12 protein-coding genes and 1 pseudogene are annotated in these 12,702 nt (G+C 72.6%); 6 read left to right on the forward strand and 7 right to left on the reverse strand.

Annotation, left to right across the window (positions count from 1 at the left end; translation table 11 throughout):
- Nucleotides 1-276 precede the first annotated feature (276 nt).
- Nucleotides 277-570: a hypothetical protein gene (locus BDK92_RS06950; RefSeq protein ID WP_121155673.1), complete on the forward strand. Its 294-nt coding sequence runs from the start codon at nt 277-279 to the stop codon at nt 568-570.
- Here BDK92_RS06950 and BDK92_RS06955 read toward each other — a convergent pair.
- The 4 genes from BDK92_RS06955 to BDK92_RS06970 all read right to left on the reverse strand — a co-directional run bounded on the left by BDK92_RS06955 (nt 563) and on the right by BDK92_RS06970 (nt 3,680).
- Nucleotides 563-1,150, reverse strand: coding sequence for a Trp biosynthesis-associated membrane protein (locus BDK92_RS06955; protein ID WP_121155675.1), 588 nt, complete (start codon nt 1,148-1,150; stop codon nt 563-565). The genes BDK92_RS06950 and BDK92_RS06955 overlap by 8 nt on opposite strands.
- Nucleotides 1,147-2,709 (reverse strand): anthranilate synthase component I, encoded by a 1,563-nt coding sequence (locus BDK92_RS06960; protein WP_121155677.1) that lies wholly within the window; start codon nt 2,707-2,709, stop codon nt 1,147-1,149. Before BDK92_RS06960 ends, BDK92_RS06955 begins: the two co-directional genes overlap by 4 nt.
- A complete protein-coding gene (hisI, locus tag BDK92_RS06965) occupies nt 2,706-3,209 on the reverse strand; it encodes a phosphoribosyl-AMP cyclohydrolase (protein WP_121155679.1) in 504 nt (167 codons plus the stop codon). Before hisI ends, BDK92_RS06960 begins: the two co-directional genes overlap by 4 nt.
- An 84-nt stretch (nt 3,210-3,293) precedes the next feature.
- Nucleotides 3,294-3,680 (reverse strand): MerR family transcriptional regulator, encoded by a 387-nt coding sequence (locus BDK92_RS06970; protein WP_121155681.1) that lies wholly within the window; start codon nt 3,678-3,680, stop codon nt 3,294-3,296.
- 129 nt (nt 3,681-3,809) lie between these two features.
- Between BDK92_RS06970 and BDK92_RS06975 the strand changes: the two are divergent.
- The 3 genes and pseudogenes from BDK92_RS06975 to BDK92_RS06985 all read left to right on the forward strand — a co-directional run.
- A pseudogene (locus BDK92_RS06975) lies at nt 3,810-4,517 on the forward strand (ABC transporter ATP-binding protein); the annotation flags it as partial.
- An 86-nt stretch (nt 4,518-4,603) separates the two neighbouring features.
- A complete protein-coding gene (locus BDK92_RS06980; protein WP_121155685.1) occupies nt 4,604-5,359 on the forward strand; it encodes an ABC transporter permease in 756 nt (251 codons plus the stop codon).
- Between the two features lie 45 nt (nt 5,360-5,404).
- On the forward strand, nt 5,405-6,067 hold the full coding sequence (locus BDK92_RS06985) for a TetR/AcrR family transcriptional regulator (RefSeq protein ID WP_121155687.1): 663 nt from the start codon (nt 5,405-5,407) through the stop codon (nt 6,065-6,067).
- Between the two features lie 29 nt (nt 6,068-6,096).
- On the opposite strand, the gene BDK92_RS06990 is transcribed toward BDK92_RS06985, so the two are convergent.
- On the reverse strand, nt 6,097-6,888 hold the full coding sequence (locus BDK92_RS06990) for a DUF2470 domain-containing protein (RefSeq protein WP_121155689.1): 792 nt from the start codon (nt 6,886-6,888) through the stop codon (nt 6,097-6,099).
- Nucleotides 6,889-6,962: 74 nt separating this feature from the next.
- On the opposite strand from BDK92_RS06990, the gene rpsD reads away from it, so the two are divergent.
- Entirely contained in the window at nt 6,963-7,574 is a 612-nt protein-coding gene (gene rpsD / locus BDK92_RS06995; RefSeq protein WP_121155691.1) for a 30S ribosomal protein S4, read from the forward strand.
- Nucleotides 7,575-7,654: 80 nt separating this feature from the next.
- Here rpsD and BDK92_RS07000 read toward each other — a convergent pair whose 3' ends face one another.
- Entirely contained in the window at nt 7,655-9,448 is a 1,794-nt protein-coding gene (locus BDK92_RS07000; protein WP_425462213.1) for an ABC transporter ATP-binding protein, read from the reverse strand.
- Nucleotides 9,445-11,520 (reverse strand): ABC transporter ATP-binding protein, encoded by a 2,076-nt coding sequence (locus tag BDK92_RS07005; RefSeq protein WP_246016875.1) that lies wholly within the window; start codon nt 11,518-11,520, stop codon nt 9,445-9,447. Before BDK92_RS07005 ends, BDK92_RS07000 begins: the two co-directional genes overlap by 4 nt.
- A 185-nt stretch (nt 11,521-11,705) precedes the next feature.
- Here BDK92_RS07005 and BDK92_RS07010 point away from each other — a divergent pair, with 185 nt between their 5' ends.
- On the forward strand, nt 11,706-12,335 hold the full coding sequence (locus BDK92_RS07010; RefSeq protein WP_121155693.1) for a TIGR03085 family metal-binding protein: 630 nt from the start codon (nt 11,706-11,708) through the stop codon (nt 12,333-12,335).
- Nucleotides 12,336-12,702 lie beyond the last annotated feature (367 nt).

A 12,702-nucleotide genomic window follows, 5' to 3' on the forward strand; every position in this document is an offset into this window, starting at 1 on the left:
ATGGCGCACCTCACCAGATGGGCTCGGGCATAATGGCCGACCGCTGGTGAGCGGACTATCACCCACTGCCACCGGCACCATCGACGGTCATCGGGTAATCACACCACGGTCGGGCGGACCGCGCAGCCCGCCGAATCGTCCTCCGTACCGCCCTCGACGGCACAGTTGACCGCCGGGTCACCGGTTCGAAACACCGCATGGGCACCATCGACGTCGGGCAGACTGGTCGCGGGGTGGCCGCGGCGGCGTCGGATCGATCATCGTGCGGGGTGGACCATGAACAGCACCGGGCCGGGCTCGACCATCGACCTGACCAGCATCCCGCGCGCGGTGGCCGCGGCGGCGATCGGCGTGGTCCACTCGGTGGAGCGGGCCGTGGTCGGCGACGCCCGGGCCAGCACCGCCCGGGGCAACGCCTGGGCCGCGATCTGCGCCGACCGGGACCGCGCGCACCAGCGCGCCGAGGTCCGGGCGATGGTGGCCGCGCTCGCCGCGTCCCGTACCGATGCGGCCAGCCGGACCAGCGGCGCGACCGCGCCCGGTAGCCGGGCCGCGTCGCCGGTCAGTTGACCGTCGGGTCCTCGCCCCGGTCGAGCGCCTCCCAGGCGGCGACGGTCCGGCCGGCCTCCACCCGGCCACCCTCCACGGCGGTGCCGGCCGGCGCGTGACCCGGGCCCGGGGTGCCGGGACGTGGCCGGTCGTACCGGGCGCCCATCGCCGGCCAGGTGTGGCCGCGTGCGGCGGTGACCAGTCCGGCGGCGACGACCAGCAGCCCGCCCAACCCGCAGAGCACCGCCCAGACCACCTTCGTCTGGTCGCCCTCCAGGCCGGCGAGCCCGTTCGCGCCACCGGCCGCGACACCGAGCCCGACCAGCACCATCAGCCCGCCGACCAACCGCCGCCCGGTCCCCCGGGTGGCCAGCAGGGCACCGGCCGCGGCCAGGCCGACCAACGCCAGCGCCGGCAACCAGGGCAGCAGGTCGCCGCCGGTGTGCGTGGCGGTCTTCGGGGGCAGCGGCGTCGCCCGGACGGTGATCTCCACCGACCAGGTCCTGGTCGCCGCGTAGAGCGCCAGCCCCGCACCGGCCAGGCAGAGCAGCACCGCGTACGTCAGCTGTCGTCGAGCCGGCTGAGCCGGCCGGGCGCTCATCGGGCCGGCCGGAGGGTCTCGGCGGCGGCGATGGCGGCGAGGACGGCGGCGGCCTTGTTCCGGGTCTCCTGGTCCTCGGCCGCCGGGTCGGAGTCCGCGACGATCCCGGCACCGGCCTGCACGTAGGCCCGGCCGTCCCGGATCAGCGCGGTCCGGATGGCGATCGCCATGTCCATGTCTCCACCGAAGCCGAAGTAGCCGACGGTGCCGCCGTAGAGGCCCCGCCGGGTCGGCTCCAGACTCTCGATGATCTCCATCGCCCGTACCTTCGGGGCGCCGGAGAGGGTGCCGGCCGGGAAGGTCGCGGCCAGCGCGTCGAACGCCGTACGGTCCTCCCGCAGCGTGCCCACCACGGTCGAGACGATGTGCATGACGTGGCTGTACCGCTCGATGGTGGCGAACTCGGGCACCTCGACCGTGCCCGGTTGGCAGACCCGGCCGAGGTCGTTGCGTCCCAGGTCGACCAGCATCACGTGTTCGGACCGCTCCTTCGGGTCGGCGAGCAGTTCGGCACCGAGCCGGTTGTCCTCCTCCGGGGTCCCGCCGCGCGGTCGGGTCCCGGCGATCGGGTGCAGCATCGCCCGGCGGGAACCGCCCTCGGCGGCGGTGACCTTGAGGTGCGCCTCGGGTGACGAGCCGACGATGTCGAACCCGTCGAAGCGGAGCAGGTACATGTACGGGCTCGGGTTGGTGGTCCGCAGCACCCGGTAGACGTCGAGCGGGTCGGCCCGGGTGGCGCGTTCGAACCGCTGGCTCAGCACGATCTGGAAGCACTCGCCGGCCCGGATCGCCTCCTTGGCCTCCTCCACCGCCAACGGATACTCGCCGTCGGGCGTACGGCAGAGCACCTCGCCTGAGGGCGGACTCTCCACCGTCGAGATCATCGGCGGGATCGGGCGGGAGAGCGCGGTGGTCATCGCGTCGAGCCGACCCACCGCCTGGTGGTACGCGGCGAGCACCTGCCCGGCCCGGTCCGGTTCGTCCGGCGGCGGCAGCACCGCGTTCGCGACCAGGATCGCCGAGCCGTCGAAGTGGTCCAGCACCACCAGGTCGGTGGCGAGCATCATGCCCAGTTCGGGGAGGCCGAGGTCGTCCTCGGCCCGCGACGGCAGGCGTTCGAGGCGGCGGACGAAGTCGTACCCCAGGTAGCCGACCATGCCACCGGTCAGCGGCGGCAGGGGGTCGGCTCCGGCGTCGGGTTCGGGTCCGGCCAGCGCGGCGACGGTCTCCCGGAGGGCGTGTACCGGGTCGCCGTCGGTCGGCACACCGGCTGGCGGCTGCCCAAGCCAGTGTGCCTCGCCGTTCCGTTCGACCAGGGTGGCGCTGCTGCGTACGCCGATGAAGGAGTAGCGGGACCAGGCGGCGCCGCCCGGTCCGGCGCCCTGCTCGGCCGACTCCAGGAGGAAGGTTCCCGGCCCGCCGGCCAGCTTCCGGTAGACGCCGACCGGGGTCTCGCCGTCGGCGAGCAGTCGCCGGGTGACCGGCACCACCCGTCGGCCGCCGGCCAGGTCGCGGAAGGTCGCCTCGTCCGGGCTGACCGCACCGGTCGTCTGGCTCATCGGGTCACCGCCGGGGTGTCGGGCCGGGCGTGGGCCGGGTCGGCCTGCGCGGTGACCGGGTGGTCGAGGAGACCGGTGACCGGAAGGTGGTCGGCGAAGCAGCTCCGGTTGCCGGTGTGGCAGGCCGGGCCGACCTGGTCCACGCTGACCAGCAGGGCGTCGCCGTCGCAGTCGAGCGAGACGGAGCGGACGTACTGGTGGTGCCCGGAGGTGGCGCCCTTGACCCAGTATTCGCGGCGGCTGCGTGACCAGTAGGTGGCCCGGCCGGTGGTGAGCGTGCGGTGCAGCGCCTCGTCGTCCATCCAGGCGACCATCAGCACCTCGCCCGAGTCGTGCTGGCGGACCACCGCCGTGACGAGGCCGTCGGCGCCCCGGCGCAGGCGCGCGGCGATCGCCGGGTCGAGCCCGGAACGGGAGCCGGGGCCGGTCGGAACCGGGGCGGTCGGGGTGGCGGGTGGGGTGGCCGGCGGGGCGCCTACCGGCAGGTCAGGTACGGGCACAGTAACCGATTGTTCCGCACGGGGGCGGGTGGTCGTCCACCCGTACCCGCCCGGTCCGGTCCGTGGCCGTGACGCACCCGGTGCTCACCGGGCCCGTTCGAGTTGGCCGTACACCTCGATCTTGAAGTCGAGCACGGCCAGGTCCTGTTCCAGTTCCGCCATCCGGGCCAGCACCCGTTCCCGGTGGGCCTCGAAGAGCTGGCGCCGGGCGCCCAGGGTGTGGTCCCCCTGGCGGGCCAGTTCGGCGTAGCGACGCATGTCACGTACGGGCATGCCGGTGCGGCGCAACCGGGTGAGCAGCATCAGCCAGTCGACGTCGGAGGTGGTGTAGCGCCGTCGACCGGCCGAGTCCCGGCCGACCGGCGAGACCAGTCCCTCCTGCTCGTACCAGCGCAGGGTGTACGCGGTCAGGCCGACCCGGTCGGCGGCCTCGCTGACGGTGAGCGTCGTCTCGTCCAGTTGGGTGTCCACCGGTCCAGGCTTCCAGGGGACCCGGGTCGGCTCAAGGGGTCCGGAACCGGACTCGGGGTCGATTGCCGGGCGCGAGGATTTCAACTAGCGTTGAGTTCATCAAGCGTTGAATTAATCGGAGGAGGCGCCATGAACACCGCGATCGATCTGCGCGACCTCGTCGTCGACCGGGGCGGACGGCGGGTACTGCACGGCCTGAACTGCGCGCTGCCGCGCGGCAGCGTCACCGGCGTGCTCGGCCCGAGCGGCAGCGGGAAGACCACCCTGTTGCGGGCCGTCGTCGGCGTGCAGATCGTCACTTCCGGCACGGTCACCGTGCTGGGCGAGCCGGCCGGCACCGCCTCGCTGCGCCACCGGCTCGGCTACCTGACCCAGGCGCCGAGCGTCTACACCGACCTGACGGTCCGGGAGAACGCCCGCTACTTCGCCACCCTCCAGGGGCGCGGCAGCAGGGAGGCCGACCGGGCGATCGCCGACGTCGGCCTCACCGCGGCCGCGAACCAACTGGTCGGCACCCTCTCCGGTGGACAGCGCAGCCGGGCGTCGCTGGCCTGCGCCATCGTCGGCGAACCCGAACTGGTGATCCTCGACGAGCCCACGGTCGGGCAGGACCCGGTGCTCCGGGCCGAGTTGTGGGACCGGTTCCACGCCATGGCCGCCGCGGGCACCACCCTGGTGGTCTCCAGCCACGTGATGGACGAGGCGGCACGCTGTGACCGGTTACTGCTGATCCGCGAGGGCCGACTGATCGCCGACGACACCCCCGCCGCCGTACGCGCCAGCGCCGGCACCGACGACCTGGAGGAGGCATTCCTCCGGCTGATCAGAAGGAACGAGGCGAGCCGGACGGAAACGTCCCCGCCACCCCCACCGCCGTCCCGGACACCGGTCGACGGCGCCACCGAAACCGGGACGGTGACCCGATGAACGTCCGACTGCTCGCCGCCACGACCGGGCGGATCCTGCGCCAGCTCCGCCACGACCCGCGTACGGTCGCGATGCTGGTGGTGGTGCCGACGGTGCTGCTCACCCTGCTCTACTTCATGTTCGCCGACCAGCCCACGCCGCCCGGCCAGCCGAGCACCTTCGACCGGATCGCACTGATCATGCTCGGCGTCTTCCCGTTCGTCATCATGTTCCTGGTGACCAGCATCGCGATGCTGCGCGAACGCACCTCCGGCACGCTGGAACGGCTGCTCACCACCCCACTGGGCAAACTCGACCTGCTCTTCGGCTACGGCATCGCGTTCGGCCTGGCGGCGACGGTGCAGGCGAGCGTCGCCACCGGGGTGGCGTACTGGCTGTTCGACCTGCACACCACCGGCAGCGCCGGCCTGGTCATCCTGATCGCGGTGGTCAACGCCGTACTCGGGGTCGCCCTCGGCCTGTTCTGCAGCGCCTTCGCGCAGACCGAGTTCCAGGCCGTACAGTTCATGCCGGTCGTGGTGATCCCGCAGCTCCTGCTCTGCGGCCTGTTCGTCGGACGGGACCGGATGGCCGGCTGGCTCCAGGCGATCAGCGACGTGCTACCGCTGTCGTACGCGGTCGAGGCGCTGCAACAGGTGGGTGCCCACGCCGAGCCGACCGGCACCATGTGGCGCGACCTGGCGGTGGTGGTCGGCGCGGTGCTGGTGGCCCTGGTCCTCGCCGCGGCCACCCTGCGTCGGCGCACCGGCTGACGCGGGAGACGACCGCGCACCACGGGACGAGGACGAGGTACGGCGATGGCACGACGGACCGGGCGGCGGCCGGGCAACCCCGACACCCGCGAGGCGATCCTCACCTCCGCCCGGGAGGCGTTCGCCGAGCGTGGCTTCGACGGCGCCTCGATCCGGACGATCGCGGCCGGCGCCGGGGTTGACCCGGCGCTGGTCCACCATTACTTCGGGGCCAAGAACAAGCTCTTCATGGCCGTGATGAACGTCCCCTTCGACCCGGACGAACTGCTGCCGCAGGTCCTCGCCGACGGGCCGGACGGGGTGGGCGAACGACTGGTCCGGACCTTCCTGCGGGTCTGGGACTCCCCCGCCGGCGCGGCCGGTGTGGCCCTGCTCCGCTCGGTCATCAGCAACGAGTGGACCGCCCGGCTGATGCGCGAGTTCGTGGTCACCCAGATCCTCCGTCGGGCCATGGCCGGGCTGGACCTGCCCCCGGCGGAGGCGCCCCTGCGTACCTCCCTGGTCGCCTCCCAACTGGTCGGGCTCGCGATGGCCCGCTACCTGCTCCGGATCGAGCCGCTGGCCGGTGTGCCGGCCGAGGTGGCGGTGGTGGCGATCGCGCCGACCGTGCAGCGCTACCTCACCGGCGACCTGACCGACGTCTTCGCGGCCCACCCGGTGCCCGGGGCGCCGGCCGAGGTGTCGACGGGCACCCCACCGACGGCCTGAACCCGCCGAGCCACCGGCCGGCAGGCAGCTCACGGGACGGTTGGTCCGCCCTGGTTGAGCCGGCCCCGTTCCGGCCGGGCGTGTCGGGCCGGCCAGAGCACCGGGTGCAGCAACTGGACCAGGTCGGCGTGGTCGTGCACCGGTCGGGGGAAGGCGAGTCGGGCCCGGTAGCGCGAACCGGGCGTACCGAGCAGCACCACGAAGCCGTACCGGTCCAGGCGGACCACCCGTGGCGGCGGACCCTCCCGGTGCGGGCCGGCGGGCTCGCCGAGTTGCCGCAGCACGAAGTCGGTGATTTCCGACTGGTGGTGGTCGGCCAGGTCGGCCAGGAGTTCCCGCTCCAGGTGGTGCAGCGGATCGGGTTCCGCCGCGCCGTACTCCGCCGGGTCGATGTGGATGGTCTCGGACTCCCGCTCCAGCCGGACCTCGGCCGGCTCGAACCGGTACAGCACGAACCGGCTGCCGACGTCGAGCAGGTCACCGGTGGGATCGACCTCGGCGTAGTCCAGCGCGGCCTGCCGGGCCTCGGCGCCGTCGAGGGCGGTGGCCCACCCCGAGATCCAGGCCCGGCCCAGCGGCGGCGCGCCGGCCGCCGGCGGCAGATCGCGTACATCGAGGACGAGCGCGGTGTCGTCGGTGCCCGGCACCGGGCGCAGGGCCAACGCCAGGTCGTCGACGACCGAGACGAGCAGCAGCACCCGGCCGAGCGGATCGCTGACGTGTCGGGTCCGGTACGGGCCGGGGCGGTTCGCGACGTACGCGCTGGCGGCGATCCGGCCGGCGGCCAACGTACGGGCGACCTCGGCGGGAGTGGGTTGCATGACCGGACCTCCGAGTGGTTTCTTAGGGTGGACTAAGTTAGGGCAGGCTAACCTACGAAGCAGGAGACGTCCACGTGAACCAGGCAAGACCCAAGGTCCGGATCTCCCGTGCCCTCGGCATCCCGCTCACCCCGAAGTGCGTGAAGTACTTCGAGCGGCGGCCGTACCCGCCCGGCGTACACGGCCGGCAACGCCGCAAGACCTCGGACTACCAGGTACGACTCCTGGAGAAGCAACGCCTGCGGCACCAGTACAACGTCAGCGAGACCCAACTGCGACGCGCCTTCGACGACGCCGTACGCCTCGACGGCAAGACCGGCGAGAACCTGGTCGGCCTCCTCGAACGGCGCCTCGACGCGGTGGTGCACCGGGCCGGGCTGGCCCGCACCATCTACCAGGCGCGGCAACTGGTGGCGCACGGACACTTCGTCGTGGACGGCGTCAAGGTCGACCGCCCCTCGTACCGGTTGCGCCCCGGCCAGACCGTACGGGTACGCGAACGCAGCCGGCAGAAGCCGCCGTTCCAACTCGCCACGGCGGGCGCGCACAGCGGCGACGGGCCGAGCGCCCCGTACCTCTCGGTCAGCCGCACCGACCTGACCGCGACCCTGGTCCGTGCGCCCGTACGGCGCGAGGTCCCGGTGATCTGCGACGAGCAGCTCGTGGTCGAGTTCTACTCCCGCTGACCCACCCCACAGCACTCCCCCGGTGTAAGGAAGGGCCCCTTATTAACGCTATGCGTTAATAAGGGGCCCTTCCTTACACCTCAGCGGGTTTGTTCGAGCCAGGAGGCGTAGAGGAGACCGTAGGTGGAGGTGGGGTCGAGGACCAGGTCGTCGTGGGGGCCGCGCTGCACGATCCGGCCCCGGTCGACCACGATCACCTCGTCGGCGGCCTGGGCGGTGGAGAGCCGGTGCGCGATCGCCACCGTGGTCCGCCCCCGGGTGACCGCGTCCAGGGTGCGCTGGAGCCGTACCTCGGTCGCCGGGTCGACCGCGCTGGTCGCCTCGTCGAGCACGAGCAGGTCCGGGTCGGCCACGTACGCACGGGCCAGCGCGACGAGTTGGCGCTCGCCGACGCTCAACGCCTCGCCGCGTTCACCCACCCGGGTGTGCAGCCCTTCCGGCAGCCCGTCGACCCAGTCGGCGAGGCCGAGTTCGGCGAAGGCCGCCGCCAGTTCCTCGTCGGAGCAGCCGGGACGACCGAAGCGGACGTTCTCCGCCACCGTCGAGTCGAAGAGGAAGCCGTCCTGCGGGACCATCACCACCCGGGAGCGCAGCGACGAGAACCGCACCCGCTCCAGCGGGACACCGGAGAGGAGCACGGTACCGGTGCTCGGGTCCATCAGCCGGGTGAGCAGCTTCGCGAAGGTGGTCTTTCCGCTTCCGGTTTCGCCGACGACCGCCACCCGGCTCTTGGCCGGGATCTCCACGTCGATGTCGGTCAGCACCGGCGGACCGCCCGGATAGGCGAAACCGATCTCGGCGAACCGTACCTCGATCGGCCCGGCCGGCAGGTCGACGCCCTGCTCGCCGGGGTCCGCGACGTCCGGGGCCAGGTCGAGTACGTCGAGCACCCGTCGCCAGCCGGCGACGGCGTTCTGCGCCTCGTTGAGGACCTCGGTGGCGATCTGGACCGGCTGGATGAAGAGGGTCACCAGGAAGAGGAAGGCGGTGAGCTGGCCGATGCTGAGCGTCCCGTCGACACCGAGCCGGACACCGAGCACGACCACCGCGGCGAGCGCCAGGCCGGCGGAGATCTCGCCGGTGGAGAAGCTGACCACGCTGGTCCGGATCGCCTTCTGCTGGGCCGCACGCTGGCCGGCGATCGCCTCGTCGAGGCGGGCGGCGGTCCGACCCGAGACGCCGTACGCCCGGATGACGGGGGCTCCGACGACGCTCTCCGCGATCACCCCGAGCAGGGCGCCCATCCGTTGCCGGACCACCCCGTAGACCTGGGCGAGCCGCTTCTGGAAGGCCCGGATGACCAGGACCGCGGGAATGAACGCGGCGAACACCACCAGGGTGAGCTGCCAGGAGTAGACCGCCATCACGATCGCGGTGACCGCCACCTGGCCGACGCTGATCAGCAGGATCACCCCGCCCCACTGGAGGAACTGGGTGATCTGGTCGACGTCGCTGGTGACCCGGGAGACGAGCGAGCCGCGCCGCTCCGACTGCTGGTGCAGCATCGACAGGTCGTGCACGTGGCGGAAGGCACGGGTGCGTACCCCGGCGAGCGCGGTCTCGCTGACGGTGAAGAGCCGGCGCATCATCAGGTAGCCGCAGACCGTGGTCAGCACCAGCACCGCGGCGGTGAGGGCGACCACCAGGCCGACCACGCCGAGGTCCGGGCCGCCGGCCGCGCGCAGGCCGCGGTCGATGCCCTGTTGGATCGCGACCGGTACGGCGGCCCGCCCGATCATCGACACGAGGGCGAACGCGAGCGTGCCGGCGAGCCCGGTACGCAGTTCGGGGGAGAGTGCGAGGCCACGGCGCAGGGTGCGCCAGGTGCCCTCGGTCGGTTCGGTGCCGGCCACCGTCGCCGCGTCGGTGCTCACGCGTTCACCTCGCTGACGTCGTCGTCGGCCGACTCTTCCACGTACGCCTTCTCCCGTTCGCGTTCGGCTTCCGCCTTCTCGTAGGCGGTGACCAGGTCGGCGTAGCCCGGCACGGTGGCGAGCAGTTCGGGGTGGGTGCCCCGGGCGACCACCCGGCCCTGCTCGACGTAGATCACCTCGTCGGCGAGCGCGATGGTGGCCCGGCGGTAGGCGACCACCAGGATCGAGCTGGCCATCGGCCTGGCCGGCGGTTCGTCGGTGCCGGCGGCTGATTCGTCGGTGCCGGTGGCGGCACCACGGCTGAGGGCGGCGAGGATGGCGGCCTCGACCCTCGGGTCGACCGCACTGGTGGCGTCGTCGAGCACCAGCAGGCGGGGTCGCCCGGCGAGCGCGCGGGCCAGGGTCAATCGCTGGCGCTGGCCGCCGGAGAGCGAGGTGCCGCGCTCGCCGACGGCGGTGTCCAGCCCGTCCGGCAGGGCCGCGACGAACCCGTCCGCCTCGGCCAGCCGCAGCGCCGCCCAGACGTCGTCGTCGGTGATGCCCGGCCGGTCCAGGGCGATGTTGGCCCGGACGGTGTCGTCGAAGACGAACGGCACCTGTGCCACCAGGGCCACGGTGCTGGTGAGCGAGGCCGCGGTCAGCGACCGTACGTCGGTGCCGTCCAGGCTGATCGTGCCGGACTGCGGGTCGACCAGCCGTACGGCGAGCGACACGATGGTGGACTTGCCGGACCCGGTCGGTCCGACCAGGGCGACGGTACGGCCGGGCGGCACGGTGAACGAGACGTCGCGCAGCACCGGTACCCGGCCGTCAGGCCCACGTCCCGATCCGGCCCGGGTGTCGCCGGCACGCTCGACGGCGGCCGCCGCCTCGTCCGGGTCGGCGAGCAGGTCCACCCCGACCGGGTCGGCCGGAACATCGACGCCGTCCGGGTCGGTGGCGGTGGGCGGGCCGCCGAGGCCGGCCGACTCATCGTCCTGCTCGGGCGGGTCGTAGCCGAACTCGACCCGGTCGAAGACGAGCGTGGCCGGGGCGTCGCCGCGCCGGTCCAGCACGGTCTGCCCGTACGGCATGTCGCCGGTGGCGGTGAGCACCCGCTGTACCCGGTCCCAGCCGGCGACGCTGCGCGGGAGCTCGGCGAGCACCCAGCCGATCGCGCGTACCGGGAAGGCCAGCACGGTGAAGAGGAAGGCAACGCTGACCAGTTCGGTCACGGTGACCGCGCCCTGGCGCAGCCGGAACGCCCCGACCAGCAGCACGGCGAGGGTGCCGAGGCTGGGCAGGGTGTCCAGCATCGGGTCGAAGACGCCGCGCAGCCGGCCGACCGAGATCAGGGCGTCGCGCAGTTCACCGGCCCGGTCGCCGAACCGGGCCGTCTCCTGGGCCTCCCGGCCCATGGTCTTGACCACGAGGGCACCGTCGAAGCTCTCGTGCGCGATCGCGCTGACCTCGGCCCGCAACTGCTGCGCCCGTGCCTGGCGCGGCGCCATCCGGCGGGAGTAGACGACGTTGAGCGCGAAGAGCGCGGGGAAGATCGCCACGCCGACCATGGCGAGCACCCAGTCGGTGAAGAAGAGCGAACCGATCGCGGCGACCAGCATCACCAGCGTGCCGACCGCGAAGGGCAGCGGCGCGATCGGGTACCAGGTCGCCTCGACGTCGGAGTTGGCGTTGGAGAGCAGGGTGCCGGTGGCGTGCCGGTGGTGCCAGGCCAGCGGGAGGTCGAGGTAGCGCCGGGTGACCCGGCGCCGGTAGGTGGCCTGGAGCCGGTACTGCATGTAGCCGGCGGCGATCCGGCGCCCGAAGACGCCGAGCACCTTGAGCAGGCTGACCCCGACCAGCGCGGCGGCGGCGAGCGCCACCAGCGCCGCGTCGGCCCGCCGGTCGGTGATCGCGGGGACCACCACATCGCCGACGATCGCCCCGACCACGTACGCGCTGGCGATGGTCACCAGCCCGAAGAGCACGCTGCCACTGACCGAGATGGCAAAGATCCGAGGTTCCTCGCGGATCGCCCGGCCGAGCACCCGCATTCCTCGACTGAGTACGTCCCGACTTGTCTTGCTCGCCACTCGCTCCCCCGCCGTAAGCCACCGGTGTCTGCCTCATCCTTACCGACCGGTGTCCATCACATCCTTACCGATCTGGGTGGTCGGGGACGATCTGGGGCTGAATGTGGCGGCGGTCACCTCCATCCTCACCTCGTCGGCCGGTCCGCGCCGACCGGTCGGGGGTGATCCCGCCTACGATCGGAAACATGCCTCGGTACGCCGAATCGGAACGCCAGTCCCTCGCCGACCTTCTTGTCACGCTCGGCCCGGAGGCGCCGACCATCAACGAGGGATGGGGCACCCGTGAGCTCGCCGCCCACCTGGTGGTACGCGAACGGCGACCGGACGCCGCGGTCGGGCTGGTGGTCCGCCCGCTGGCCGGGTACACCGAGCGGATGCTGCGGCAGGCGGCGCGGCGCCCGTACCCCGAGCTGGTTGACCAGGTGCGCCATCCACCCCGGTGGAGCCCGCTGAGCAACGCGTGGCTGGACGAGGCGGCCAACGGCATGGAGTTCTTCGTCCATCACGAGGACGTCCGTCGGGCCCAGCCGGACTGGCGGCCCCGTGACCTCTCCCCCGGGCACCAGGCGTTCCTCTGGCGGAAACTGCCGCTGCTGACCCGGATGGCGCTGCGCCGCTTCCCGGCCGCGTTGCTTGTTCAGGCACCCGGCTACGGCGAGACGTCGACCGGCGCCGGCGGCGAACCCGTACGCCTGGTCGGCTCCCCGGGGGAGCTGGCGCTCTTCCTGATGGGGCGACAACGGGTCGCCCGAGTTCAGCTGACCGGGTCGAACACGTTGACCGAACGGCTGCGTACGATCCGGCTCGGCGTCTGAGCGGAAGCTGCCGTCACGTCGGGGCCACCTGGTAGACCGGTCACCGCCGGACAGGCGCCGTCCAACGCGGCGGATCGACACTCCGCCGAGTCCGACCAATCTTGTGCCCGGCGCAGTAACCGTGTGTCGCCCGGTGGCCGTAGGCTGCATCCGCACCTCTCCCGGGCACCGTACGGCCGACGGCCCTCGGCGTCCGGTCCACCTCTCGGTCAACATCAACGGCGCGGACCCGATGCGGCGGGCCACGGCCGGTTGGGAGACGAGAGGCGTTCACCGGCACACCCCCTGGTGCCCGACTGCCGTGGTGACGCGGTTGGTCAGTCCGTTGTGGACGCCCAGCGTGCCGTGCACGTCTCGACGCCCGATC

Source organism: Micromonospora pisi (genome assembly GCF_003633685.1).
GTDB classification, from domain to species: domain Bacteria; phylum Actinomycetota; class Actinomycetes; order Mycobacteriales; family Micromonosporaceae; genus Micromonospora_G; species Micromonospora_G pisi.

What these genes read in the sequence shown, in the direction of transcription:
- BDK92_RS06950 (WP_121155673.1), top strand. Translation starts at nt 277, where the DNA reads ATGAACAGCACCGGGCCGGGCTCGACCATCGACCTGACCAGCATCCCG.
- BDK92_RS06955 (WP_121155675.1), bottom strand. Translation starts at nt 1,150, where the DNA reads ATGAGCGCCCGGCCGGCTCAGCCGGCTCGACGACAGCTGACGTACGCG.
- BDK92_RS06960 (WP_121155677.1), bottom strand. Translation starts at nt 2,709, where the DNA reads ATGAGCCAGACGACCGGTGCGGTCAGCCCGGACGAGGCGACCTTCCGC.
- BDK92_RS06980 (WP_121155685.1), top strand. Translation starts at nt 4,604, where the DNA reads ATGAACGTCCGACTGCTCGCCGCCACGACCGGGCGGATCCTGCGCCAG.
- BDK92_RS06985 (WP_121155687.1), top strand. Translation starts at nt 5,405, where the DNA reads ATGGCACGACGGACCGGGCGGCGGCCGGGCAACCCCGACACCCGCGAG.
- BDK92_RS06990 (WP_121155689.1), bottom strand. Translation starts at nt 6,888, where the DNA reads ATGCAACCCACTCCCGCCGAGGTCGCCCGTACGTTGGCCGCCGGCCGG.
- BDK92_RS07010 (WP_121155693.1), top strand. Translation starts at nt 11,706, where the DNA reads ATGCCTCGGTACGCCGAATCGGAACGCCAGTCCCTCGCCGACCTTCTT.